At 63.4% G+C, this 23,805-nt stretch carries 23 protein-coding genes; 10 read left to right on the forward strand and 13 right to left on the reverse strand.

The genetic code is table 11. The features are described from left to right. Positions 1 to 65: 65 nt before the first annotated feature. The 9 genes from MKZ91_RS01985 to MKZ91_RS02025 form a co-directional block, all read right to left on the reverse strand. Positions 66 to 2,138, reverse strand: a complete 2,073-nt coding sequence (locus MKZ91_RS01985) for an ASKHA domain-containing protein (RefSeq protein ID WP_336167423.1) — start codon at positions 2,136 to 2,138, stop codon at positions 66 to 68. Between the two features lie 146 nt (positions 2,139 to 2,284). Next, positions 2,285 to 2,617, reverse strand: a complete 333-nt coding sequence (locus MKZ91_RS01990) for a hypothetical protein (RefSeq protein ID WP_336167425.1) — start codon at positions 2,615 to 2,617, stop codon at positions 2,285 to 2,287. 163 nt (positions 2,618 to 2,780) lie between these two features. Continuing rightward, positions 2,781 to 3,749, reverse strand: a complete 969-nt coding sequence (locus MKZ91_RS01995; protein WP_336167427.1) for a methyltetrahydrofolate cobalamin methyltransferase — start codon at positions 3,747 to 3,749, stop codon at positions 2,781 to 2,783. Positions 3,750 to 3,832: 83 nt separating this feature from the next. Beyond that, complete coding sequence (locus MKZ91_RS02000; protein WP_336167429.1) at positions 3,833 to 4,936, reverse strand: methylenetetrahydrofolate reductase; 1,104 nt, start codon at positions 4,934 to 4,936, stop codon at positions 3,833 to 3,835. Further along, a complete protein-coding gene (locus MKZ91_RS02005; protein ID WP_336167431.1) occupies positions 4,933 to 5,535 on the reverse strand; it encodes a methylenetetrahydrofolate reductase C-terminal domain-containing protein in 603 nt (200 codons plus the stop codon). Before MKZ91_RS02005 ends, MKZ91_RS02000 begins: the two co-directional genes overlap by 4 nt. Next, entirely contained in the window at positions 5,528 to 5,830 is a 303-nt protein-coding gene (locus MKZ91_RS02010) for a virulence factor (RefSeq protein WP_336167433.1), read from the reverse strand. Before MKZ91_RS02010 ends, MKZ91_RS02005 begins: the two co-directional genes overlap by 8 nt. A 338-nt stretch (positions 5,831 to 6,168) precedes the next feature. Further along, positions 6,169 to 6,972, reverse strand: coding sequence for a formyl transferase (locus tag MKZ91_RS02015; RefSeq protein WP_336167435.1), 804 nt, complete (start codon positions 6,970 to 6,972; stop codon positions 6,169 to 6,171). 45 nt (positions 6,973 to 7,017) lie between these two features. Beyond that, positions 7,018 to 7,197 carry a hypothetical protein gene (locus MKZ91_RS02020; RefSeq protein WP_336167437.1) on the reverse strand — a complete coding sequence of 60 codons (180 nt, stop codon included), beginning with the start codon at positions 7,195 to 7,197 and terminating at the stop codon, positions 7,018 to 7,020. A gap of 117 nt (positions 7,198 to 7,314) precedes the next feature. Beyond that, the gene (locus tag MKZ91_RS02025; protein ID WP_336167439.1) at positions 7,315 to 7,935 is read right to left on the reverse strand and encodes a DUF1638 domain-containing protein; all 621 of its coding nucleotides are present in this window, start codon (positions 7,933 to 7,935) and stop codon (positions 7,315 to 7,317) included. A gap of 39 nt (positions 7,936 to 7,974) precedes the next feature. Here MKZ91_RS02025 and MKZ91_RS02030 point away from each other — a divergent pair, with 39 nt between their 5' ends. Continuing rightward, the gene (locus MKZ91_RS02030) at positions 7,975 to 8,133 is read left to right on the forward strand and encodes an entericidin (RefSeq protein ID WP_336167440.1); all 159 of its coding nucleotides are present in this window, start codon (positions 7,975 to 7,977) and stop codon (positions 8,131 to 8,133) included. A gap of 156 nt (positions 8,134 to 8,289) precedes the next feature. Here MKZ91_RS02030 and MKZ91_RS02035 read toward each other — a convergent pair whose 3' ends face one another. After that, entirely contained in the window at positions 8,290 to 8,985 is a 696-nt protein-coding gene (locus tag MKZ91_RS02035; protein ID WP_336167441.1) for a corrinoid protein, read from the reverse strand. 334 nt (positions 8,986 to 9,319) lie between these two features. Between MKZ91_RS02035 and MKZ91_RS02040 the strand changes: the two genes are divergently transcribed. The 6 genes from MKZ91_RS02040 (at position 9,320) to MKZ91_RS02065 (ending at position 16,263) form a co-directional block, all read left to right on the forward strand. Next, entirely contained in the window at positions 9,320 to 10,894 is a 1,575-nt protein-coding gene (locus MKZ91_RS02040; protein WP_336167443.1) for a trimethylamine methyltransferase family protein, read from the forward strand. A gap of 107 nt (positions 10,895 to 11,001) precedes the next feature. Next, complete coding sequence (locus tag MKZ91_RS02045; RefSeq protein ID WP_336167446.1) at positions 11,002 to 11,706, forward strand: ferredoxin; 705 nt, start codon at positions 11,002 to 11,004, stop codon at positions 11,704 to 11,706. A gap of 254 nt (positions 11,707 to 11,960) precedes the next feature. Next, entirely contained in the window at positions 11,961 to 12,488 is a 528-nt protein-coding gene (locus MKZ91_RS02050) for a hypothetical protein (protein WP_336167448.1), read from the forward strand. Positions 12,489 to 12,795: 307 nt separating this feature from the next. Beyond that, complete coding sequence (locus MKZ91_RS02055; RefSeq protein WP_336167449.1) at positions 12,796 to 13,545, forward strand: phosphodiester glycosidase family protein; 750 nt, start codon at positions 12,796 to 12,798, stop codon at positions 13,543 to 13,545. Positions 13,546 to 13,678: 133 nt separating this feature from the next. After that, positions 13,679 to 14,206 carry an RNA polymerase sigma factor gene (locus MKZ91_RS02060; RefSeq protein ID WP_336167451.1) on the forward strand — a complete coding sequence of 176 codons (528 nt, stop codon included), beginning with the start codon at positions 13,679 to 13,681 and terminating at the stop codon, positions 14,204 to 14,206. Then, the gene (locus MKZ91_RS02065; RefSeq protein ID WP_336167453.1) at positions 14,203 to 16,263 is read left to right on the forward strand and encodes a vWA domain-containing protein; all 2,061 of its coding nucleotides are present in this window, start codon (positions 14,203 to 14,205) and stop codon (positions 16,261 to 16,263) included. Before MKZ91_RS02060 ends, MKZ91_RS02065 begins: the two co-directional genes overlap by 4 nt. Before the next feature lie 346 nt (positions 16,264 to 16,609). On the opposite strand, the gene MKZ91_RS02070 is transcribed toward MKZ91_RS02065, so the two are convergent. Next, complete coding sequence (locus MKZ91_RS02070) at positions 16,610 to 16,957, reverse strand: hypothetical protein (RefSeq protein WP_336167455.1); 348 nt, start codon at positions 16,955 to 16,957, stop codon at positions 16,610 to 16,612. 178 nt (positions 16,958 to 17,135) lie between these two features. Between MKZ91_RS02070 and MKZ91_RS02075 the strand changes: the two genes are divergently transcribed. The 3 genes from MKZ91_RS02075 to MKZ91_RS02085 all read left to right on the forward strand — a co-directional run bounded on the left by MKZ91_RS02075 (position 17,136) and on the right by MKZ91_RS02085 (position 21,267). Continuing rightward, positions 17,136 to 17,771: a helix-turn-helix transcriptional regulator gene (locus MKZ91_RS02075; RefSeq protein WP_336167456.1), complete on the forward strand. Its 636-nt coding sequence runs from the start codon at positions 17,136 to 17,138 to the stop codon at positions 17,769 to 17,771. Between the two features lie 159 nt (positions 17,772 to 17,930). Continuing rightward, positions 17,931 to 19,076 carry a pyridoxal phosphate-dependent aminotransferase gene (locus MKZ91_RS02080; RefSeq protein WP_336167458.1) on the forward strand — a complete coding sequence of 382 codons (1,146 nt, stop codon included), beginning with the start codon at positions 17,931 to 17,933 and terminating at the stop codon, positions 19,074 to 19,076. A gap of 223 nt (positions 19,077 to 19,299) precedes the next feature. Beyond that, the gene (locus MKZ91_RS02085) at positions 19,300 to 21,267 is read left to right on the forward strand and encodes an acyltransferase family protein (protein ID WP_336167459.1); all 1,968 of its coding nucleotides are present in this window, start codon (positions 19,300 to 19,302) and stop codon (positions 21,265 to 21,267) included. Between the two features lie 94 nt (positions 21,268 to 21,361). Here the strand turns inward: MKZ91_RS02085 and bmt are convergent, their stop codons facing one another. Together bmt and MKZ91_RS02095 are read right to left on the reverse strand one after the other, a co-directional pair. Beyond that, on the reverse strand, positions 21,362 to 22,378 hold the full coding sequence (gene bmt / locus MKZ91_RS02090; protein ID WP_336167461.1) for a betaine--homocysteine S-methyltransferase: 1,017 nt from the start codon (positions 22,376 to 22,378) through the stop codon (positions 21,362 to 21,364). Positions 22,379 to 22,461: 83 nt separating this feature from the next. Beyond that, positions 22,462 to 23,805, reverse strand: coding sequence for an O-antigen ligase family protein (locus tag MKZ91_RS02095; RefSeq protein WP_336167463.1), 1,344 nt, complete (start codon positions 23,803 to 23,805; stop codon positions 22,462 to 22,464).

The following is a 23,805-nucleotide window of genomic DNA, read 5'->3' on the forward strand; positions in this document are numbered from 1 at the left end:
AGGGACGAGATTTGTCTGGAAGCTTAGGGGCCAAGCCCCGTGCCTTGTCAGAACCTTGCTCGGTCCTACTCCCTGCTGCGTCGGCGCCGTCTGCCGCCACCCTCGCCATCATCCGCACCCACCTTGCGCTCAGGCAACGTCACCACCGTCGAGAGCTTCGGGAAGCTGTCGACCTTGTTCGGCATCGCCATGGCGTTGACGAAATGCTCCTGAAACTTTGATTCAAGCGCCGTCTCTATCTTCTCAATTTTGCTGACAGTTTGCTCGATCTCGCGGCGGTGGCCGCGGTTGAGCAGAGCCATCAGCGCGCCGGTGCCGGCGGCGTTGCCGACGGCCTTGACCTCGTCGAGGTCGCAATCGGGGATGAGGCCCAGCACCATCGCGTATTTCGGGTCGATGAAGGAGCCGAAGGCGCCGGCAAAGCGGATGGTGTCGACGTGTTCGATGTCGAGCTTTTCCATGAGCAGCTTGATGCCGGCGTAAAGGGCGGCCTTGGCAAGCTGGATGGCGCGGATGTCGTTCTGGGTCACCGTGATGCGCGGCTCGCCGTCATGCAGCAGGTAGGAGAAGGTGCGGCCATTCGGGATGATGCGCGGGCTCTTTTCGGCCATCGCGCCGTCGACGACGCCATCCTGCGAGATGATGCCGGAAAGGTACATCTCGGCGACGATCTCGATGATCGCCGAGCCGCAGATGCCGGTGACGCCGACGCTTGCTGCCGCCTCGGCAAAGCCGTCCTCGTCCGACCACTTGTCGACGCCGATGACGCGGAAGCGCGGCTCAAGCGTAACGGGATCGATGCGCACGCGCTCGATTGCGCCGGGTGCTGCCCGCTGGCCCGACGAGATTTCCGCACCTTCGAAGGCGGGGCCCGTCGGCGAGGAGGCGGCGACGACGCGGTCCTTGTTGCCGAGCACGATCTCGGCATTGGTGCCGACGTCGACGAGCAGCATCATCTTGTCCTGGCGATAGGGGCCTTCCGAAAGCGTTGCGCCCGCGGCATCGGCGCCGACATGGCCGGCGATGCAGGGCAGCATGTAGAGCCGCGCCCCGCGATTGACGTCGATGTCGAGCTCATGCGCCCAGTATTGCAGCGCGCCTGACACGGCGAGCGCGAAGGGCGCCTGGCCAAGCTCCGTCGGGTCGATGCCGAGGAACAGGTGGTGCATGATCGGGTTGCCGACGAAGACCATGTCGAGAATGTCGTGGCGGTCGACTTCGCCCTCGGCGCAGACCTTGCCGATCAGGCCGTTGACCGCCTCGCGCACCGCCTTGGTCATCGCCTCGCGGCCATCGGGGTTCATCATCACGTAGGAGACGCGGCTCATCAGGTCTTCGCCAAAGCGGATCTGCGGGTTGGAGGCGCCGGACGAGCCGACGATGCGACCCGAAAGCAGCGATACCAGATGCATGGCGATGGTGGTCGAGCCGATGTCGCAGGCAACGCCATAGGCTTCGTTCTTCAGGCCCGGCCAGAGGCCGACGATGAAGGGGCGCGACGAATCCATGTCGCGGTGGATCGCGGCGGTGACGGCCCAGTTGCCCTTGCGCAGGATGCCCTGCACCTGCGGGATCAGGTGCGGCGCGATCAACAGATCCTTCCAGCCCCAGTCCTTTTCCAGCATCACCTTCAGGCGGTCGAGATCGCCGAGTGGCTTGTGCATGTCGGGCTCGTCCACCTCGACATAGCAGAGCTGGACGGCGGCATTGCGCTCGATCACCCGGTCGGTCGCGGCCTTGCGCACCACCTGGGCGTTGATGACGGTGTCCTGCGGCACATCGATGACGAGATCGCCGAGGATCTGGGCGGAACATGAGAGCCGCCGGCCATCGGGCAGGCCGCGGATCTTCTCGTAGCGCTCTTCCTTGGCGCCTTTTTCAGAAATGTGGTCGTTGGACGAGATGATCTTGTGCTTGGCGAAATTGCCTTCCTGCACCTCGATCTGACAGCGCCCACAGGTGGCGCGGCCACCGCATACGCTTTCGACATAGACGCCGAGCTTGCGCGCCGCATCGAGAACCGGGGTTCCGACCGGGAAGCGGCCGCGCTTGCCCGAAGGCATGAACAGCACCAGAGGTTCCTTTTGCGCGGCTTCGCTCATGTTGGTCTCGATCTCGGAGGTGCCTTCGATGCGCATGCTTAAGGTCTTTCATCAGGTCGCTTCACTGGGGCAAGCGAAGCACGGCTAAACGGTTTCAGACTGCACCGGAACGACGCCCGATAGTTGTCCAATCCCGACATGGAAGCATCTGTTTCAAACAGTTAGGTCGCAGCAGATGGGGGTCACTTGCGCGACAGACGCCGGGCGTTGCTGCGCACCCGCTTGCCATAGGGCCTGAGCGCTGCCGATGCAATCGCCGTTCCGTGGCCGGACGCGGTGCCCCCGGTCATCAGCCGCATCGTGTTGTCGAAGGCGGCCTTCCACAGCGCCATGTTGACCGCCATGATACTTTCGGCCGTTGCCGCCATCTTCTCGGAGACCATGCGGTGAAGCTCGGTCACGTCCTGAGTCTTGCCGGTCAGCGCCGCCATCTGCATCTCCTGCAGGCGGACGGCGATCACGAAAGGGGCTTCGAACCAGAGGGATGCTGCGTCAAGGCGAAGGCGGCGTGTCATGGGAGGTCTCCATTTTGCATTGCCAGATGGATTCTCGAAGTCTGTCGCCATCGCTGCGAAAATTGGCTTCTCGACGGCTAAAGGGAGAAGGACGGAAAAGAGGCATGGCTGCCTTTCAACGTCGTTCTCCCTTTTTGGGGTCAGCTCAATGCTGAAACAGAACCTATTCGCGCGCTCCGCCGGCACCCGTGCGAGCTGCGCGACCGCCGCGGCGACCGCCGCCAGCGCCTGCCGGAGCGGGAGATGCGGCAACCACATGGCCGCCTTCGGCCGGCTTGTGGTCGCGGTAGGTCTTGATCCAGTGGGTGCAGTTCGGGTCGGTGCCGTTCAGGACGTTCGCGGCGCGCACGGCTTCCATTTCCTGCGGACGGCAGGGGTTCATGATCGCAGACGTCATGCCGGCGCCGATGACCATGGGGATGAAGCCGGCATTGATGCCGTGGCGGTGCGGCAGGCCGAAGGAGATGTTGGAAAGGCCGCAGGTGGTGTTGACCTTCAGCTCCTCGCGCAGACGCCGCAGCAGCGCAAAGACCTGTTGGCCGGCCGTGCCCATGGCGCCGATCGGCATGACCAGCGGGTCGACGACGATGTCGTGCGGCTTGATGCCATAATCGGCAGCGCGCTCGACGATCTTCTTGGCAACGGCAAAGCGAACGTCCGGATCCTCGGAAATGCCGGTTTCGTCGTTGGAGATGGCAACGACCGGAACGTCATACTTCTTGCAGAGCGGCAGGATCGCTTCGAGCTTTTCTTCCTCGCCGGTGACGGAATTGACGAGCGGGCGGCCCTTGGCGACGCGCAGGCCGGCCTCGATCGCGGCGGTGACGGAGCTGTCGATCGACAGCGGCACGTCCACGAGCCCCTGGACGATTTCCAGCGTCTTGACCAGCAGCGGCGGCTCGGTCTCGTTCGGGTTGACGGCGGTCACGCCAGCATTGACGTCGAGCATCGTGGCGCCGGCTGCGACCTGCTCCAGCGCATCCTTGATGACCGTGTCGAAGTTGCCCTCGATCATCTCGGCGGCAAGCTTCTTGCGGCCGGTCGGGTTGATGCGTTCGCCGATGACGCAGAACGGCTGGTCAAAGCCGATGATGATCTCGCGGGTGGCGGAAGCGACGATGGTCCGGGTCATTAAGGGTCCTTTGTCCTGGCGGGGGCTATGTAATCATGCCCGTGAAGTCGATGATAGGCGTCTTTTGCTCGGCGCCGGTTGTTTCAATGTGAATGATGGGGCGGATGATGGGCCGCGGCCTCGGCCATCTGCTGCTGGTTTTCTTCCTTGCCCTCGCGAATATGTTCCAGCCGCTCGGCCACCATCGCATCCTCGGGCAGCGTCTCGTGCTTCCAGGGCTTGCGGCCCTTCAGGACGCCCGATTCATGCACGATTTCTGCGACATATTCTTCCTGGCGATAGGCCATCACGTGGATGCCGGAGACGCCTTCGATCTCCTTCACCTCGTTGATGATGTCGATGCAGAGCTGCTTGCCTTCCTTCTTCTGGTCCTGCGCGCCTTCCAGACGCGTAATCACGCTATCGGGAATATGGATGCCCGGCACGTTGGAGCGGATCCAGCGGGCGGTCTTGGCAGACGCCATCGGCCCGACGCCGACGAGGATGTAGCATTTCTCGTGCAGGCCGAGATCGCGCACCTTCTTCATGTATTCGCGGAACATCGGCACGTCGAAGCAGTACTGGCTCTGGACGAACTGGGCGCCGGCCTCGATCTTCTTGGCGAGCCGATAGGGGCGGAAGTCATAGGGCGGGGCGAAGGGGTTGATGGCGGCGCCGAGGAAGACTTGCGGCGGCGTCGTCAGCTTGCGGCCCGAGAGGAACTTCGAGTTGTCGCGCATGATGCGCACGGTTTCGAGCAGCGACATGCAGTCGAGGTCGAAGACCGGCTTGGCGCCCGGCTGGTCGCCCGCCTGCACACCGTCGCCGGTCAGGCACATGATGTTCTGCACGCCCATGGCGGACGCACCGAGCACGTCGCCCTGGATGGCGATGCGGTTCTTGTCGCGGCAGGCGATCTGCATGATCGGCGCATAGCCCATGCGGGTCAGAAGTGCGCAGATGCCGACCGAGGACATGTGGCAGTTGGCGCCGGAGGCATCCACCGCGTTGATGCCGTCGACCCAGCCGTCGAAGATCGCGGCGCGCTCATAGACGTCCTGCGGGTTGGCGCTGTCGGGCGGGTTGAGCTCGGCGGTTACGGCAAACTCGCCACGGCGCAGCACCCGTTCCAGACGGCCGCGGGAGGAATGGCCGGGCAGGGGCTCGAGCGGCGCACCGGGATCGAAGGGATTGATATCGGGGCTCATGCCTGGCCTTCCTTGGATGCCGCTTCACGGCGGGCTGCGGCTTCCGCCGTCACGCGCAGCCAGGACGAGGTTTCGCGCAGCGACTGATTGACCGGCTTCTGCACATTCATGATCGCGTCACCCTTTGTCATGTTCTGCGAGCCCTTCCAGGCCTGCACCCAGACGCAGGGCATATCCGGCTCGACCTCGCAATTGCCGTTGGCGCGCACGCCGCCGCAGGGGCCGTTGCGCAACTGCTTCGGACAGTTCATCGGACAGGACATGCCGGTCGAAGACAGCGCGCACTGGCCGCACATGCGACAGTCGAACAGGAAACCCTTGACGTGGCGCTCGACGAAGGTGACCGGCCGCTCGACCCGGCCGTAACCGATGGCGTTCCAGAGCGGATGAAGCAGCAGGAACAGGTCGGCGAAGCGGTTGTAGAACCATTCGAGGAAACGGGAGTTCCTGACCGCCCAGAGGCGGACGGTGTATTTGTGGCGCGAGCGGCGGCTCGGCGAGACGCCCGATGGCGTAAACGCGCCGGTCGCGGCCTTGGCGGCCGGCGCGGCATTGCCCTTCATGATCTTCGGTTCGCCTGCCGGTTTGGCGTCAGCCATTGTCGCGGCCTCCGGCCTTGACCAGAGCCACAAGACGCTCGCGGTCATAGGCGGCTTCGAGTTCGGCGGCAGCCTGGTCGGCTTCCGTTTCCAGGTCGTCGGAGACCGCCACCGGATCGGCCTTGCGCCACTCGGCGAGATAGTCGTCGGTTTCGGCGGCACCCGTGCGCATCGCGCACATGTCGATCGCCTCGGTGAAGCGCAGCGACAGTTCGCGTTTCGCCGTCGTGCGGCCCTTCTTGATGATGACCTGGGCCGGAATGTCGCGCCAGTAGACGATAATGCGATCTGCCATCGGGTGTTGTTCTCCTCCCTGCATGTTTCCTTCAATCGGCTCCGACCAAAGGCCAAGAACATGCAGCACTCTAAAGCGCTACAGCGACCTTTGCGCCTCTCATATGACGCGCGGCGCTGTAGTGCGACAATGCGCATGTGCGGGCCTGCGGGCTCATCTCGCCACGACGTCGGATATGTCCAAAAACGACGCTCGACGACGAGCCGCCGCAGCCGTGCTTTTTTCGCTGCGCGAGCGTCGGCCGGGTGGTCCGTGGTGTCAATGCCGATCGGAGCGGATTGCCCGCAGTTTCAGGCTTTTAGCGTGCATGCGAGGAGGCGGATAACCCCTTGCCCCGCCTACCAGATGTCGCGCCTGAGCCCGTTCCAGACCCATGTCCAGATCGGCGGGTGGTACCATTGCCGTGACGGGCCTGCGACATCGACGGGCCGCAGGTTTCCATCAAGTGCATCCTCTACTGCGGCGATCGCAATTTCTGTGGAGGCGGCCGTCTGCAGCAGCGGATAGGTGTGCATCGTGTCGTTTTTGGCTGGCGACTGGCGCGACTGATAGAGCACGCCGCCGGTATCGACGCCGGCGTCGACCAGGTGCACGGTGGCGCCGAAGTTTTCGGCGTCGCCGTTGACCAGAGCCCAGTAGCCCCCCATCAGGCCGCGATAGGCGGGGTTGATGCCGGCATGGAAATTGATGACCGGGCAGGGGATGGCAGCCAGCGTCTCTGCCTTCAGCATGCGGCAGCTGATGAGAAAGACGATGCGGGGTTTAAGCGCGCGGACCTGCGCGATCGCTTCGGCATCGTTGATCGAGCCGACCGAGCGAACGGGGAGCGATGGATCTGGCGCGCCGGAGACCTTGTAGGTCTCAAGGATCTCTGCTGCGCGGCTGCGGGTGAAGCGCTTGCCGAAGCGTGAGGCGATCATGGTGGCGAACTGTCCGAGCGCCGTTAACCAGCCAAGCTTGCGCGCGCGGCGGCTGAGGAACAGGCGCTTCGATTCCGCCTGCTCCTCGATGACGGTGACCTCGGCAAAGCGCGCGGCCAGCGCGTTGATCATGATCCACGGATTTTCGCCACCCGCCGTCACGACGACAACGCGGCCGAGACGCTTGCCGACGGCTTGTTTCTCACTGGCGATTTCGGTCATGGCGGCCCCGGGCGTGAACAGGCCCGAGTTATGAGGGCATGCCCGTTACCGGCGGCTTAACCCGTTCCAGTACCATTCGGCGATGCCGCCCCCGAGCACGACGAGAGCGACGGATTCGATGAGCTTCACATCATCGGACAGATTGAAGGCGGCGCCGATCACCAGTGCCAGAATCATGCCGGCGGCGCATCCAAGGGCGTAGGGCAGATAGTCGAAATATTTCACCGGTTCCCCTCCCTGGCGGATACGACTGTGCGCTCACGCTCCCATGTGGCGGCACATCGACAAACTGCAGGTTAGCGCAGAATCGCGGTTGTGGAAGAGCTGATTTTCGCCTTTGGCTCACGCACTCAACAGCGAAGACGTGAGATCGCCATAGCCGGTTAAGCGGTACTCATATTCGAGGCCGAGATACTCCGCCGCCTTCCTCGCCTTCTCCTGCAGCACCTCGTCCTCCTGCTGCGAGAGATAGACCAGCTTACGGTAGTGGCCGAAATACATGTCCCTCAGCTCCGGGTGCCGATCGAGGCCGAGGGGTTCGATCACGAAGGCCTCGAACTGGCGGGCGAGGAAGTCGGTGAGGAAGAAGGCGGTGATGTCGTCGTCCCAGCGCCTGGCGAAATCGGCGTTGCCGGCAAAGAAGGAATAGCAGTGCGGGCCGGGGATGCGCTCGACCTTTTCGTCCTCGAGCAGCCGGTCGAGATGGCCGCCGGTGCCGCAATCGGCATAGGCGACGAAGATGCGTTCGAAGCCTTCGGCGCGTGCCTTGGCGATGGCGTCGCGCACGCCGGGCGTGATCTTGTCGGGCGTGTTGTGCCAGATGGCCGGCAGACAGCTGAGGTCGATATGATTGAGCCCGTTTGCCTCACAGACCGCCAGGATTTCGCGCGCGATGGCACCGCAGCCGATCACGTGAACTTTTTTCGGTTGTGCACGTTCTATTGCGCGCGATACTTTTTCCATCTTGATTCCATTTGGCAAATAGCGGGAAGGAACCTGACCATGACAGTAAAGAGCCTTGCGATCATCGGCGCCGTTCTCGCCGCCATGTCCGCCTTGAGCAGCTGCGGCAACACCATCCGGGGCATCGGCCAGGATACCGCAAACACGGTGAACGCGACACAGGCGGCCGGCAAGAAGGTGGCCAACTCCGTCAACTAAAGCAATTCCAGGAAAAGTGTGAAACGGTTTTCCGTCCGGAATTGCGTTGTCATCATTCTGGGTCGGCACACCTTTCGGGCACGCTCGACAGACATAGGAAAGCCGGCCGCAGATTTCACCCCGCGGCCGGCTGCTTCATTTCATCACAGGTGAAGCTCAGCCGGCCAGGCGGTTGTGCTTGCGCTTCATGAAGTCCTTGGCGGTTTCGACCGCGATCGCCGCGTCGCGGCAATAGGCGTCGGCGCCGACGGCCTTGCCGAACTCTTCGTTGAGCGGCGCACCGCCGACGAGAACGACGTAGTCGTCACGCAGGCCCTTTTCCTTCATCGTGTCGATAACGACCTTCATGTAGGGCATGGTGGTGGTCAGCAGCGCCGACATGCCGAGAATGTCCGGCTGCTCGCGCTCGATGGCTTCGAGATAGTTCTCGACCGGGTTGTTGATGCCGAGGTCGACGACGTCGAAGCCGGCACCTTCCATCATCATGCCGACGAGGTTCTTGCCGATGTCGTGAATGTCGCCCTTGACGGTGCCGATCACCATCTTGCCGAGCTTCGGCGCGCCGGTTTCGGCGAGAAGCGGACGCAGGATCGTCATGCCGGCCTTCATGGCGTTGGCCGACAGAAGCACTTCCGGCACGAACAGGATGCCGTCGCGGAAGTCGATGCCGACGATGCGCATGCCTTCGACCAGCGCCTGGGTCAAGACGTCATAGGGCGTCCAGCCGCGCTTGAGCAGGATGTGGGTCCCGTCCTCGATTTCTTCCTTCAGGCCATCATAGAGATCGTCGTGCATCTGCTGCACAAGTTCCTCGTCGGAAAGGTCCTCGAGAATGATTTCATCGTCTGCCATATTGGGGTTCCTCGGTTCCTGGCATGGTCGCGCGATAGATAGGACGCGTCCATCAATCCATAGCGGTCGATGTCTAAAAATCTGTTTTCGAAAGCGACGTCGCATATGACAAAAAGCGACGGGAGGGCACCTTCTTTTGGCGCCTGCATATTCTTAACAAAAACAATATATTCGCGCCACGCGGTTTTTGCGTCGCGTGGTCGCTTCTCGGCAGTGTTCGAGTTGCGCCACTCCTTGGCGCATTGAGACCCGCAAGGACCCCGATGCTTGGTAGCATTAGGGCCAAAGGATGCTTGAAGGCGCAAAAAGCGATGCGCGGGAGAGGAAAAAGCGAATGAGCGACGTGACAGAACAGGGCGCGGGTGAAGGCGGCGGTCGCCGCGCGCGGGGCGAGGGACGGGGAGCGGCTGCACGGCGCGCATCGCGCACCGGCGGCGGTCCAGGTCCGTCACTGCCCTATATCCAGCGCAAGATTCGCGAATACGAGGTCCTCGATGAAGAAGGCCTGCAGCTGATCGAGCGCAATGCCGACACGATCCTCGAGGAAATCGGTATCGAGTTTCGCGATGACGCCGAGGCACTGGAACTGTGGAAACAGGCCGGCGCCGACGTGCGCGGCCAGCGCGTGCATTTCCCCAAGGGCCTCTGCCGCGAACTGCTGAAGACGGCGCCGTCGGAATTCACCTGGCACGCCCGCAATCCGGAGCGCAGTGCCCAGGTCGGCGGCAAGGCAACGATCTTTGCGCCGGTCTACGGTCCGCCCTTCGTGCGCGACCTCGAAGGTGTGCGGCGCTATGCGACGATCGAGGATTTCCGCAATTTCGTGAAGCTCGCCTACATGGCGCCGTCGATGCATTCGTCCGGCGGCACGGTCTGCGAGCCGGTCGACATCCCCGTCAACAAGCGTCACCTCGATATGGTCTACAGCCATATCAAGTACTCCGACAAACCCTTCATGGGTTCGGTGACGGCGCCGGAGCGGGCGGAAGACACGATCGCCATGGCGAAGATCGTCTTCGGCGACGAGTTCGTCGAAAACAATTGCGTGACGCTCAACCTCATCAACGCCAATTCGCCGATGGTCTTCGACGAGACCATGGTGGGGGCGCTGAAGGTCTATGCCCGCCATAACCAGGCCTGCGTGCTTTCGCCCTTCATTCTCTCGGGCGCCATGAGCCCGGTGACGGTTGCCGGCACGTTGACGCAGATCCTAGCCGAAGTTCTGGCCGGTGCCTCGTTCACCCAGCTCATCCGCAAGGGCGCGCCGGTGCTGTTCGGCACCTTTGCCGCCTCGATCTCGATGCAGTCGGGTGCGCCGACCTTCGGCACGCCGGAGCCGTCGCTGGTCTCCTATGGTGCCGCACAGCTCGCCCGTCGCCTGAAGCTTCCCTTCCGTACCGGCGGCTCGCTCTGCGGCTCCAAGGTTCCGGATGCTCAAGCCGCGCACGAATCGGCCAGCACCCTCAACATGACGCTGCTTGCCGGCACCAATTTCGTGCTGCACGCGGCCGGCTGGCTCGAAGGCGGTCTCGTCTCGTCCTATGAAAAGTTCATGATCGACCAGGACCAGCTCGGCATGATGCAGAAGATGGCCGAGGGCATCGATCTTTCGGAAAACGCCCAGGCGCTGGACGCGATCCGCGAAGTCGGCCCCGGCAGCCACTATCTCGGCTGCGCCCATACCCAGGCCAACTTCCAGACGGCCTTCTACCGTTCGCCGCTCGCCGACAACAATTCCTTCGAACAGTGGGAAGTGGAAGGCGAAAAGCGCATCGAGCAGCGCGCCAATGCACTCTGCCGCAGCTGGCTGGAACACTACGAGGCGCCTTACCTCGATCCGGAGATCGACGAAAAGCTCAAGGCCTATATCGCCAGCCGCAAGGACTCGATGCCGGACGCTTTCACCTGAAAGGGTCCCGAGCGAGCCAGGGAGCAAGGCGGCGCGGCGCAGGTGGCCGACATGATCCAGAAGGAGGTCTGGCGCCCGCATTACGAACTACAGGGGCCGAAACCGAAATGACGGCGCCTTCCGCGGACGCGGACAAGACGATTGAAACGATCCGTGCGGCGTTAGCGCCGCACGGACTTTTTTTGCGCGGAACCGTAAATTTCGAGGCGGGCGAGGCCGCACCGCTGCTGGCCGACGGGCGGCGGGCGGCCAGCGCCGTGTTGATCGGCAATATCGGGGGATCTCTCTGGCAGCCCTTTGCGGCCTGGCGGGCGGCGCTACCGGATGGCGGCGGTGCCGATCCGCTCGACACCTGGTCGAAGGCGGTTATCCAGCCGATCGCCGCGAAAGAGGGTCTCACCGCCTATTTTCCGTCCGATCCGCCGTGGCAGCCGTTCCAGCGATGGGCCATGCGGGCCGAGGGCCTGAAGCCATCTCCGCTCGGTATCCTCATTCACGCGCGATATGGCCTCTGGCATGGCTATCGCGGCGCGCTTGCCTTTGACGGGCCGTTTCCAGAAACGGGAGCGCGCGCGGAGGCGCATCCTTGCGATCTCTGCGTCGAGAAGCCCTGCATTTCGGCCTGTCCGGCAAATGCGCTTGCGGATGAGCGCTTCGATGTCGGCCTCTGTCGCGGCCATCTGCGGAGCGAGGCGGGCAGGGCAGGCTGCCTGGCCTCGGGCTGTCGCTCGCGCGAATCCTGTCCAGTCGGGCGCAACTATTGCTACCCGCTGGAGCAACTTCGCTTCCACATGGCGGCGCTCAGCCTCTAGCCGCGTCTTTCTGGCCGTTCGACTGCACCCCGCCTAACCCACGAGAATCGATCACGTTTATGATTTGGCGGCGTCGACCATGAAATCACCATGGTCGCAGCGATCCGGCCAAGCGCTCTGCCCGCAAAGATGGTGGAAATCTCCAAAATGACTAAAATTGGAGATGTCCTGGAAAGATAATATTATCAAATTTACACCGATCTGGACGGCGTGGCGTTGGAGTCCATCGTATGAGAGGCAGCCCAGTCGTATCCGTGAGTAACTATCCTCCGCAGTTGTCGCGTGAGGAGGTGGAAGCGCAGATTTCCCGTCTCGACAGCATTCACGCCGCCAACAGCCAGATCTTGAGCGAGGCCTACAAACGCCTGCTGGCGATTGGCGCCGGCCATGTGGCGGTCATTGCGGCCTGCATCACCGGCTTCGACGCGCTGGTGGATCGCTCGGTCTTCGCCGGAGGCTTCCTTCCCGATGCGATCGGAATCCTGAGGATGTTTGCACTCGCGGTCAGCACGCTCGGCCTGCTTTTGACCGTCTGGGCCATCGGCAGCAATTACCGCGTGGTGCGAAAGGAAACGAGGCGCCATGCGGTGAAGCTCGCGACGACGCTGCGCGAAAAGCGGCTGCTGCCATCGCTGTCGCAGGATGTGCTCGATCGCGACCCGAAGTCCTATGTGCTTTCCGGCGTCGGTGGCTTTGCCTGCCTTTGCGTCATCTTCGGACTTGCGGCAGCGGCCGGATGCTACGGGCTTGTGATCACCATGGGGCGGCTTGCCGCCGGTTGACGCTGCGCTCCCGTATGTCCACCCGTCGACGCTGGATTACGTCTCCAGCTTCCAGGCGCATATCCGGACGGTTTCACTGACCCAGCACGCCCCATCGCGCCTCACCTTGCCGAGCGGGGTCCGGGGTGAGCGATGCCAGGGCATCCTGCGTTCAGGTGGGAACTGCGGGCAGAAAGGCCCCTCTAGTTGGCACGGTTCGAACGGCAGTGTCCTTGAGCATTGATCAGATGGCATTCTTCCCGACCCTGCGCCAGAACCGCCGCAATCTCGGGCATGCTTGACGTCTGATTCGATTGGACCTTTCGCCATGCCGCTTTTTCCAAAACCCTTTCTCGTTGGTGCTGTCCTGTCCGCCGGTCTTGCGGGACCGGCACTCGGCGCCTGCCGCGATGTCAGCCACCTTGGGCAGGACTATGTGGCCTGCAGTTTCGACCCGGCTGAGAGCGACATCCGCGTCTACAACAAGGACCAGGCGGGCGTGCCCTTTCGCTCCTTCCGGGCGCTGTCGCTGGAACTGCGCCACCGCGACGAGTACATCGCCTTTGCCATGAATGGCGGCATGTACCATGAGGACCTGTCGCCGGTCGGCCTGCACATCGAGGACGGGCGGGCGCAAGCGCCGCTCAACACCAACACGGGCTGGGGAAATTTCCACTTGCTGCCGAACGGGGTGTTTTATGTCGGTGACGGCAAGGCTGGGGTGATCTCGGCGGAGGCCTATCGCGATGCCAGGCTTAGCCCCCGCTTTGCCACCCAGTCCGGGCCGATGCTGGTAATCGACGGCAAGCTGCATCCGCGCTTCCTGCCCGACAGCACCAGCCTGAAGACCCGCAACGGTGTCGGCGTGACCGGAGAAGGCGAGGTGGTCTTCGTCGTCTCCAAGCGCCCGGTGCGCTTCCACGATTTCGCGACGCTGTTCCGCGACACGCTCGGCTGCCCCAATGCGCTGTTCCTGGACGGCACGATTTCCAGCATCTACGCGCCGGATATCAACCGCCACGACCGGCTGTTTCCAATGGGGCCGATGATCGCCGTCGTCGGCACATTTCCGCGTTGAGCAAGGCCGGCGCGCAGGCGATTGGCGATCGGCGGAGTTTTTTCGTCTCCCGTACATTTTTTTCTGTTTTCCACCCAAGGAATGAGCGGCCTGCAACGTCTAAGGTCTAGGTGATGTGAGAGCGGGCACGGAATTGGACGCTGAACTCGTCGAGAAAGCGGTGCAGGGCGACCGACAGGCCTTCGGTGAGCTTGTCGAGCGACACTATGACTTTGTCCATGCGGTGGCGTGGCGGTGGTCGGGCAATGTCTCGGATGCGGAGGATATCGCCCAGGATGTCTGCCTGCGCCTGGGCGCGGCGATCCGCGGCTTTCGTGGCACGAGCCGGTTTCGCACCTGGCTCTACACACTGACGCTGAACGCGGCGCGCGACCATCGCCGTCGGCAGGTGCGCGACGGCAGGCAGATGCAAGCCTATGCCAGCGAACAGGCGGTGGCAGCGCCGCCCCAGGACCCGGACGAAGAGCAGCGCGAAGCGCTGTGGGCAGCGGTGCGGCAGCTGCCGGAAAAGCAGTGCGACGCGGTGCTGCTCGTCTATGCCGAAGGGCTGAGCCATCAGGCCGCCGCCGACGTGCTCGGCTGTTCGGAAGCAACCATATCCTGGCATGTGCATGAGGCACGCAAGCGGCTGAAGACATTGCTTGGCAAGGAGGCAGTGTGACCATGAGCGACGATTTCGAAAAGCTTGGCCGGCTTACCCCGCCGAAGGCTTCTCCGGAAGCGCGCGCCCGTGCGCTTGCCGTCGCGATGCAGGCCTTCGACGAGCAGCAAGAAAATTCGGCTGCCATCCAGGGATCGGCCCAAGGATCAGCAGCGCCTGATCGTCAAAGCTCCATCTTCAACTGGATATGGAGCCCCATCATGAACCGGAAACTGCTTGCCGGATCGGCGCTTGCCACGCTCTTGGTCGTGCCTGCTGCCGCCTTCCTGACACTGGAACTCACGCGCAATGGTTCGCTTGGCGAAAGCGGGCAGGAGATTGCGCTGAAGGAAAAGCCGAAGCAGACGGCAACGACCGAGGCCGACGCCAAAGTGGCGGCGCCCGAGGCCGCAGCCAAGAAGGCGGCTGCCGAGGATCTCGCCCGCCAGCACCAGGCGAAGACCGAGGAGGCGCGCGCCGTCGCAGACGTCGAGAGCAAGGCTCAGGCGCCAGCCGCGGCGCCCGAGGTCATGGCCGGCCGTGTCGCCAAGGACAGTGCCGCCCCACTCTCTGCCATCGGCGGCGCTCAGCCGCAGATGACCGTTTTGCCGGCGCCGGTGGCCGAGGAGAAGCTCGCCGCGCTTGAGGAAAACCGCGAGCGCTTCGGCAAGGCCGACAGCAATCCGGTGAAAAGCGTTGCGACCGATCCGGTCTCGACCTTCTCGGTCGATGTCGACACGGCATCTTATGCCTTCGTCCGCCGCTCGCTGATGGAAGGCCAGATGCCGGAACGCGATGCCGTGCGGGTCGAGGAGATGGTCAACTACTTCCCCTATGACTGGCCGCGCCCGGCAAATGCTGCCGAGCCGTTCAAGGCGACGGTGACGGTGACGCCTACGCCCTGGAACGGCGGCACGCGGCTGATGCATGTGGCGATCAAGGGCTATGACGTCGTGCCGGCAGAGGCGCCCAAGGCAAACCTCGTCTTCCTGATCGACGTCTCCGGCTCCATGGACGAGCCGGACAAGCTGCCGCTGCTGAAGGGTGCGTTCCGACTGCTGGTCGAGAAATTGAAGCCCGAGGATACGGTCTCGATCGTCACCTATGCCGGCAATGCCGGCACGGTGCTGGAGCCGACCGCCGTCAAGGACAAGGCGAAGATCCTTTCGGCAATCGATACCTTGCAGCCGGGTGGATCGACTGCCGGTGCGGAAGGCATCGGCGCGGCCTATGCCCTTGCCGAAAAGGCCTTCGTCAAGGGTGGCGTCAACCGCGTCATGCTGGCGACCGACGGCGATTTCAATGTCGGTCCGTCGAGCGACGAAGAGTTGAAGCAACTGATCGAAGGGAAGCGCAAGAGCGGCATCTTCCTCTCCGTGCTCGGCTTCGGCCGCGGCAACTACAACGATGCGCTGATGCAGACGATTGCCCAGAACGGCAACGGCACCGCCGCCTATATCGATACCCTTGCCGAAGCGCAGAAGACGCTGGTGGAAGAGGCGGGCTCGTCGATTTTCCCGATCGCCAAGGACGTCAAGCTGCAGGTGGAGTTCAATCCGGCGGCAATCGCCGAGTACCGGTTGATCGGCTACGAGACCCGGGCCTTGAAACGCGAGGACTTCAACAACGACAAGGTGGATGCGGGCGACATCGGCTCCGGCCACAGCGTCACGGCGATCTATGAAGTGACGCCGAAGGGCAGCCCGGCGGTGCTCAACGACGACCTGCGTTATGCCGAGGCGCAGAGACCAGCAGCCGAAGCCAGCCCGCATGGCGGCGAACTCGCCTTCCTGAAGATCCGCTACAAGAAGCCGGACGGCGACAGGAGTGAGTTGATCACCACGCCGGTGACCGAGGCGAATGCGGTGCCGTCGCTCGCCGAGGCGTCCAATGACGTGCGCTTCTCGGTGGCTGTCGCCGCCTTTGGCCAGAAGCTTTCAGGCGTGACGGCTCTTGCTGACTATTCCTACGATGCGGTCATCGACCTTGCGTCAACCGCCAAGGGCGCCGACCCGTTCGGTTACCGCGGCGAATTCGTCAACCTGGTGCGGCTGGCCAAGGGGCTCGGCGGCAACTGAGGAACTGAGGCGGGGCGACCGTGTGGTGAGGCCAGCCCCTCATCCGCCTGCCGGCACCTTCTCCCCGTCATGACGGGGAGAAGGGAACACGCGGAGACGGTCTCGACCATCGCGGCGGCTGAGATTGTGAGGACTGGAGCCTGGGATCTCGCGAAGGGTGCGGCCAGCGGCTCTCTCCCCGCTTGCGGGGAGAGATGTCCGGCAGGATAGTGAGGGGCATTTCCAGGACAGTGAGGGGCATTTCTCCGGCGCTAGCCCCGATCCGCCTGGTCTGCCGTCCCCTCTGCCATTGGCGGAGAGGGGTAAGGTGAGAGGCGTCGAGCAAAGCGTCGAGCGCTGGGAGGCCTCACGCCTTCGGAAAGGCGCGGCCCAATCCATCGGCTTTAGACAGTCCCGCCTTGAACGCCTGATAGGCGGCGTGCTGGCTGGAGCGGCCGGCTTCCATCAACCGCATCTGCAGCCGCGCCGGTGCGGTGCTGCCGAGCCATGTCCCGAGCTTTTCCAGCTTCAGCGAATTGAGGAACTTGGCCTCCGAGGCCAGGTCGAGGTGGCGGTAGAGGCCGTCCATCAGCCGCTCGTCCTGTTCGGGGTTTTCCATCAGCAGGCGAAGGAAGGACTGCTCTGCCTCGCCAAGAACCGCGAGCTTTTCGGCGACGGTGTCCCGGTCGGGGAAGGAGGCTGGGCCGGCATTCATGTCAGTGTCTCCGTCGAGTGATGTGCATGCACGCTTCGCCCGGGATCGACCTGTCGGGCGAATCTGTTGTTTCTTGGGGATAGGCCAGCCGCTTGCGCTGTGCAAGCATCTGCAAATATGCGCTCTGGACATTTAGTCCAATATTGACATTTGATCCAAATTGCTGCATCTCCGTCCCATGAACAGGGAACCCGTCACCAATTTTCGCCTAGCCATGCACGCGCCGGCCGCCAGTGCCATCAGCGCCTTGCTCTATCCGCATGCGGAAGTGGTGCTGCACGATCTCAAGGCAGGAACGATTGCTGCGATCTGGAATTGTTTCTCCGGCCGTTCCGTCGGTGAGGACTCGCTGATCGAGGCGGAGTTCACCCGTTTCTCCGCCAAGGACATGGTGCTCGGCCCCTATGAAAAGACCGGACCTGACGGTCAACGCTTCAAGTCGATCTCTGCGGTGCTGCGCGATGGCGAGGGCGAAGCGATCGGACTGCTTTGCATCAATCTCGACGTTTCCATGATCGACAATGCGCTGAAGCTGCTTTCGGCCTTCGCCGGGGCAGAACAGCCAAGGCCGCAGGCGCTGTTTTCGCGCGACTGGCGCGAGGAGATCAATGCGGCGCTCCATGGCTGGCTGAGGGAGCGCGGGCTTGCACTCTCGGCGCTGAAGCGTGGCGACCGCGTCGCGCTGGTGGCAGCACTCGACGCGCGCGGCCTGTTTGAGACGCGCAACGCCGTCGATCACCTCGCAAGCCTGGTCGGCGCCTCGCGCGCCTCGATCTACAATTACCTCGCCGCAGCACGCGGCGAGAACCGCTAGAGCGCCATAGGTTCGCATGAACGTACAAAGGGCGCTCTGGCACTTTGATTCTAGGGCATCTTTCTGCCTCGAGTGGCTCCACTTGGGACAAGGATGCGCCGGGCCCATTTGCAATCGCCTCGCATGGCAGGACCTGCCTGCGAGAGGAGGACATCCGCCATGACGACTTTGCCCGACTTCCGGCTCGAAACCCATTTCTCCCGCTGGGAGTTCAATGCCCGCCACCATATGACGGCGAGCGACAGCCAGACGATGACCATGAGCCACCTCCTGGCGCTTGCCGACGATGAGGATCGCGCCGCTTGGGAGACGGTGACGCTCGGCTATACCGAGACCTATGGCGCGCCGGCGCTGAGGGCCGCGATCGCCGATACCTACGAGGGGCTAACGGCCGCCGATATTCTCTGCTTTGCCGGCGCGGAAGAGGGGCTCTATTGCGCCATGCTGGCGCTGCTTGGGCCCGACGATCATGCGATCGTGACTGTGCCGAACTACCAGTCGATGGAGACCCTGCCGGTAACGATTGCCGGTTCTGTGACCGGCGTGCCGCTTCGCCCGGAGAACAACTGGCGGCTCGACATTGCCGATGTGCGCGCTGCCTTGCGCCCGAACACCCGGCTCATCTGCGTCAACTTCCCCAACAACCCGACAGGGGCGATCGCCGACCAGCAGACCTTTGCGGCGCTGGCTGAGCTTTGCGCCGAGCGCGGCATCCATCTCTTCAGCGACGAGGTCTATCGCGGGTTGGAGCGAGACGCGGGCTTGCGCCTGCCGCAGGCGGCCGAACTCTTCGAGCGCGGCATCTCGCTCAACGTCATGTCCAAGGCCTATGGCCTGCCGGGCCTGAGGATCGGCTGGATCGCCTGCCGCGACCACGCGCTGCTTCACCGCATGGAGAAGATGAAGCACTACCTGTCGATCTGCAATTCGCGGCCGTCTGAAGTGCTGGCAACGATTGCACTCAAAGCCCGCACGACGATCCTGGAGCGCAACAGGGCGCTTGTGTCGGCCAATCTCGAAAAGCTCAGCGCCTTCTTCGCCGAGTTCCCTGGCCTTTACGAATGGCGGGCACCCGATGGCGGCTGCGTCGGCTTTGCCCGCTATCTCGGCGCCGACGGGGTCGAGACCCACTGCCGGCGGCTGGTAGAGGAGGCGGGCGTGCTCCTCCTGCCGTCGAGCCTGTTTGTCTCGGACCTGCTGCCGGTTGCGACCGACCGCTTCCGCGTCGGCTTCGGTCGCACGAATATCGAGGTTGGCCTCGACGCCTGGCGCCGGCATTTGAGCGGGGTGGGCGCCGCTGCCTGACGCATTCTCAGGGCCGGATCACGCAAGGCGCGGCCGCATCCGGCCTTGCTTGGCTCGACGCTGAAGGATCGCGGCCGCACAGCCGGATGCAGCAGAGTGCCGCCTTATGGCCCGCTTCCTGCCCAGAAATTGCACAGGTGTGGATATAGACAAGCGGCCCGTGGCCCGAATGGTAAGGCCGTGTTAACGGAACCGCTTCTGCCTCTCGAGTATTTCCCCCCTGATGCAATACAGACCCGAAATCGATGGACTGCGCGCGCTTGCCGTGGTCCCAGTGCTCCTGTTCCATGCCGGCTTTGGCCTTGTCGATGGCGGTTTTGCCGGGGTTGACGTCTTCTTCGTCATCAGCGGCTTCCTGATCACCTCGATCATCCACCGCGAGATCCGCGAGGGGCGCTTCAGCATTGTCAGCTTCTACGAGCGGCGTGCGCGTCGGCTGGCGCCCGCGCTTCTCTTGGTCTGTGCCGTCTGCATACCGTTCGCGATGATGTGGATGTTGCCGGAAGAGCTCAACAATTTCGGCAAGAGCCTCTACGCGGTGAACCTGTTTGCCTCGAACTTCGTGTTCTGGGACCAGACCGGCTATTTCGCGCCGAGTACCGACCTCATGCCGCTGTTGCACACATGGTCGCTGGCGGTCGAAGAGCAGTTCTACCTGGTGTTCCCGCTGCTTCTGCTCCTGCTTCGCCGCTTCTCGCCGGCAACGACATTGAAGGTCATGGCGGCCCTGATCCTCGTGAGTTTCGGCAGCACGCAGCTCCTGGCCTTTCTGGATCCGGCGGCAAATTTCTACCTGCTGCCAAGCCGCTTCTGGGAACTGGGCATCGGCGCGGCCCTGGCGCTTGCCGGTGTCGAGACGTTCGAAGTGAAGAAGTTCCATCGTGAGCTGCTCGCAACGCTCGGTCTTGCAGCCATTGTCGCGAGCTATGCGTTCGTCAAGGAATCCGCCTTCTATCCCGGCTGGGCGACGGTTCCGGTGGTGCTCGGCACCGCGCTCGTTCTTGCCTTTGGCCGCGGCGATACCGTCGTTGGCCGGCTGCTGTCGCTCAAGCCCTTGGTGGCGATCGGGCTGATCAGCTACAGCCTCTATCTCTGGCACCAGCCGGTCTTTGCCTTTGCACGGTTGCGCGCGATCGAGGAAATCCCGGAGAGTGGCTACGTGGTGCTGATCGGGCTCTGCTTCGTGCTTGCGTTTCTCAGCTGGCGCTTCGTCGAGCAGCCCTTCCGCAAGCCCGTGCGTTTCGGCCGCGGTGCCGTCTTCGGCGCAACGCTTGCCGCGGGATCGGCGGCCATCGCACTCGGTCTCGGCTTCGACGGCTCCGATGGGCTGGTGTCGAGAAATCGTGCGCTTGCCGAGCTTACCCGGCCGAGCGTCGGTCTCGGCAAGACCTGCGATGCGGTGGCCGATCTCAAATGCGCCACCAGCGCGGCGCCGGAAGTTGCGGTCTGGGGCGATTCCTTCGCCCGCCATCTCGTCGATGGCATCATCGCCTCGAAGCCGGACGTTGAGCTCGTGCAACTGGCCAAGAACAATTGCGGGCCGTTCGTGAATCTCGCGCCGGTCGTCCCGCGGCTTGGCCGTGACTGGCCGCAGGATTGTGTCCGCTATAACAGCGACGTGCGCCGCTTCCTTCTGGCCAACCGGTCGATCCGCTACGTCGTCCTGTCGTCGTCGCTCAGCCAGTACCTGAAGGAAGAGCGGGTGCTCGTCGATGGGCACAAAGAGGTGCCGTCGGAGACCAGGCTTCTGAGTGACGGGCTGCGGGCGACGCTCGCATGGCTCAAGGAGAATGGTTTCGAGCCGGTTTTCGTGGCGCCCACGCCGCATGACGGCCGTGACACCGGGCTATGCGTTGCCAGATCGCGGTTGCTGGACGAGCCCGACCAGCGCTGCGAGCCGGCGCTCGAGAACGTGCGCCGCCATGATCGCGACGTGCTCACCGTGGTCGCCGATATCGCCGACGAGTATCCGGTCGTCAGTTTCAACAACTACCTCTGCGACGCGGCTTCCTGCAAGGTCGAGGACAAGGGCGTCGCGCTGTTTGAAGATGGCGGGCATTTTTCCGCCCAGGGCTCGCGCCAGATGGGCCGGTCGTTCGATTTCTACCGAACCTTCATTGATGCGGCGAAGGACGAGACGCTGTCGCAACGTGCTGCTCAGCCAGCCGCTTTCGAGAGCGCCGGCTCGTGACAGTGCCGCCAGCATGGCGGCACGTGGACAAAAGAAACGCCCCGGATCTTTCGATGCCGGGGCGTCTTCGTTTCTGGCTTGCGGCGCTTGCCGATCAGGCGCGGCGGCTGCGGCGCTCGCGGCTCGGGGCGGCGGCCGTCTCGTTGGCGGTCTTGTTGCGCAAGGGGCCGATCTTCTCGATGATCAGGTCGAGCGTCGGGCGCTCGCGGCGCTGATGCTCATCGAGTGCGACGCGCATGGCGGCGAGGTGGCTGCAGGTGGTGCCGCAGCAGCCGCCGATGATCTTGGCGCCGGCATCGGCGGCAAGCCGCACATATTCGGCCATCAGCGGCGGCGTGCCGGAATAGTGGATTTCCGAGCCGCGGAATTCCGGAATGCCGCAATTGCCCTTGACGATGACGGTTGCCTCAGGCGCTGCCTCGGTCATGTCGAGCAGCGAGGAGAGAATGTCGGAGGCGCCGACGCCGCAATTGGCGCCAACGGCAATCGGGCCGTTGTCGAGGTCGCTGGCAACGCCGTGGATGTCCTTCGGGTGCAGGCCCATCATCGTCTTGCCGGCGGTGTCGAAGGAGCCGGTGTAGACATAGGGCATGCCAACCTTGATGGCTGCTTCAGCCGCGGCGCGGATTTCGTCCGGCGAAGACATGGTCTCGATCCAGGCGACTTCGGCGCCGCCGGCCTTCAGGCCCTCGATCTGTTCGACGAAGGCCACGACGGCATCCTCATAGGACAGCGCGCCGAGCGGGATCAAAAGTTCGCCGGTCGGGCCGACAGAACCGGCGGTGATGACCTTGCGCGATGCCTTGTCGGCAACGGCGCGGGCAATCTCGGCGGCGCGCTTGTTCAGCGCATGCACGCGATCGTCGGCCTGGTGCAGCTTCAGGCGATGGCGGGTGCCGCCGAAGGTGTTGGTGAGGATGATGTCGGCGCCGGCGTCGACGAAATCCTGGTGCAGCTTGGTGATATTGTCAGGCTTCGTCTCGTTCCAGAGTTCCGGTGCTTCGCCAGCCTCCAGGCCCATGGCAAAGAGCGAGGTGCCGGTCGCACCGTCGGCAAGGAGAACGCCTTTTTCGGCAAGCAGGGCGGAGAGGGCATTGGTGGCTGCGGTCATCGGTTTTTCCCGGCTAGAATGAATTGCAACAAGATATAAAGATATCTTTATGTCTTTGCAAGCCGTTCACGTGCGGGCGGCAACTATTGTTGAGCGCGCAGGCTCATGCGGCCGGCAAGGCCGAGCCCGAAGACGGCGAGCGCCGTCAACAGCCACATCGGGTCGGCGCGATTGAGGAAGAAACTTTCCAGCATGGCGTTATAGGTCATGAAGATCACCACCATGACGCAGAAATCGGCAAAGACCCGGGCCTCGGGCCGGCGGTAGGCGTGGGCATAGTCCACCAGTGGTTTGACGAAGATGAGCAGCGTCATGAGGATGCCGCCCGGCACGCCGAACATCAGCACGGCATCGAGGTAGCTGTTGTGGCCGGTGACGATGCCGCGCACGTCCCAGCTTGCCTCGAAATTCGCCTCCAGTCCCATGATGACCGGCGACAGCCAGAAACTCGCGTAACCCTGGCCAAGCCAGGGCCGCTCGGCGATGCTGGCGCTCGCAAATTTCCAGATGTCGTCGCGGCCCGTGAAGGTCGGGTCGTCGATCAGCGCCTTGGTGATGGCATGTAGAGTATTGGAGTAAATGCTGCCGAGCGTCAGGCCGAAGACCAGCACCGACATGCCGAGATGGGCAAGGATCATCAGCCCGGGGCTGCGCACGGCGCGACCGGCAAAGACTAGGCCGATGGCGATCGGCAGGAAGCCGATCGTCGTCTTCGAGCCGGTGTGCAGCACGAAATTGGCGGCCAGCAGCGTGATCGCCCAGCCGCGCAAGGGCGCGCCGGCGCGCAGGCAATAGATGCCGAACATGCACAGAATGGAAAAGACCGGCGCCGAGACGTTCTTGTGCAACAGGTGCCCACGCCAGAAGCCGGCATGCCAGGGCTCGTCGCCGAAGGCCGAATGGATGGCGCGGTCGGGCGCAACGATCAGGGCCGTATAGTCGATCAGGATCAGGACGAGGATCGCATTGGCGCCGGCGTTGACGAAATCCTTCTCGCTGCGCGGCAGCACCAGCACGCCCGCCACCATGATCATGGCGACCAGGCTCAGCGTCAGGCCGCGGGCGGAGGCGGCCGGATCATAGGATTGAAGGCAGGAGAGATAGGCGATCGCGAAGATCGCGATCCAGGAGGGCGAGACGAGGCGTGAAAGCACGCGCCGGTCGACGACCATGCACATGGCAAAGAGATAGACGGCGCCCAGCACGAGGTAGCCGACCTGGTTGATGATGTTGCCTTCGTTGGCCGCATTGGGATCGGTCGTGACCGCACCCTGGAACGGGATCAGCGTGAAGACGATCAGGAACAGACCGAGGCCGGAGAGCAGCGCTGCAAGGCCATGGACAAGCTCGATGAGGCCGGCATCGACGGCGGCCGGCACGGGCTGCCGCTTGCTGGAAAGGTTGGCCGTGGCTGAGTTTACGTGCAT

The organism is Ensifer sp. MJa1, from assembly GCF_037026475.1.
Lineage (GTDB): Bacteria > Pseudomonadota > Alphaproteobacteria > Rhizobiales > Rhizobiaceae > Ensifer.

What these genes read in the sequence shown, in the direction of transcription:
- MKZ91_RS01985 (WP_336167423.1), bottom strand. Translation starts at nt 2,138, where the DNA reads ATGCGCATCGAAGGCACCTCCGAGATCGAGACCAACATGAGCGAAGCC.
- MKZ91_RS01990 (WP_336167425.1), bottom strand. Translation starts at nt 2,617, where the DNA reads ATGACACGCCGCCTTCGCCTTGACGCAGCATCCCTCTGGTTCGAAGCC.
- MKZ91_RS01995 (WP_336167427.1), bottom strand. Translation starts at nt 3,749, where the DNA reads ATGACCCGGACCATCGTCGCTTCCGCCACCCGCGAGATCATCATCGGC.
- MKZ91_RS02000 (WP_336167429.1), bottom strand. Translation starts at nt 4,936, where the DNA reads ATGAGCCCCGATATCAATCCCTTCGATCCCGGTGCGCCGCTCGAGCCC.
- MKZ91_RS02005 (WP_336167431.1), bottom strand. Translation starts at nt 5,535, where the DNA reads ATGGCTGACGCCAAACCGGCAGGCGAACCGAAGATCATGAAGGGCAAT.
- MKZ91_RS02010 (WP_336167433.1), bottom strand. Translation starts at nt 5,830, where the DNA reads ATGGCAGATCGCATTATCGTCTACTGGCGCGACATTCCGGCCCAGGTC.
- MKZ91_RS02015 (WP_336167435.1), bottom strand. Translation starts at nt 6,972, where the DNA reads ATGACCGAAATCGCCAGTGAGAAACAAGCCGTCGGCAAGCGTCTCGGC.
- MKZ91_RS02025 (WP_336167439.1), bottom strand. Translation starts at nt 7,935, where the DNA reads ATGGAAAAAGTATCGCGCGCAATAGAACGTGCACAACCGAAAAAAGTT.
- MKZ91_RS02030 (WP_336167440.1), top strand. Translation starts at nt 7,975, where the DNA reads ATGACAGTAAAGAGCCTTGCGATCATCGGCGCCGTTCTCGCCGCCATG.
- MKZ91_RS02035 (WP_336167441.1), bottom strand. Translation starts at nt 8,985, where the DNA reads ATGGCAGACGATGAAATCATTCTCGAGGACCTTTCCGACGAGGAACTT.
- MKZ91_RS02040 (WP_336167443.1), top strand. Translation starts at nt 9,320, where the DNA reads ATGAGCGACGTGACAGAACAGGGCGCGGGTGAAGGCGGCGGTCGCCGC.
- MKZ91_RS02045 (WP_336167446.1), top strand. Translation starts at nt 11,002, where the DNA reads ATGACGGCGCCTTCCGCGGACGCGGACAAGACGATTGAAACGATCCGT.
- MKZ91_RS02055 (WP_336167449.1), top strand. Translation starts at nt 12,796, where the DNA reads ATGCCGCTTTTTCCAAAACCCTTTCTCGTTGGTGCTGTCCTGTCCGCC.
- MKZ91_RS02070 (WP_336167455.1), bottom strand. Translation starts at nt 16,957, where the DNA reads ATGAATGCCGGCCCAGCCTCCTTCCCCGACCGGGACACCGTCGCCGAA.
- MKZ91_RS02075 (WP_336167456.1), top strand. Translation starts at nt 17,136, where the DNA reads ATGAACAGGGAACCCGTCACCAATTTTCGCCTAGCCATGCACGCGCCG.
- MKZ91_RS02080 (WP_336167458.1), top strand. Translation starts at nt 17,931, where the DNA reads ATGACGACTTTGCCCGACTTCCGGCTCGAAACCCATTTCTCCCGCTGG.
- MKZ91_RS02085 (WP_336167459.1), top strand. Translation starts at nt 19,300, where the DNA reads ATGCAATACAGACCCGAAATCGATGGACTGCGCGCGCTTGCCGTGGTC.
- bmt (WP_336167461.1), bottom strand. Translation starts at nt 22,378, where the DNA reads ATGACCGCAGCCACCAATGCCCTCTCCGCCCTGCTTGCCGAAAAAGGC.
- MKZ91_RS02095 (WP_336167463.1), bottom strand. Translation starts at nt 23,805, where the DNA reads ATGCACGTAAACTCAGCCACGGCCAACCTTTCCAGCAAGCGGCAGCCC.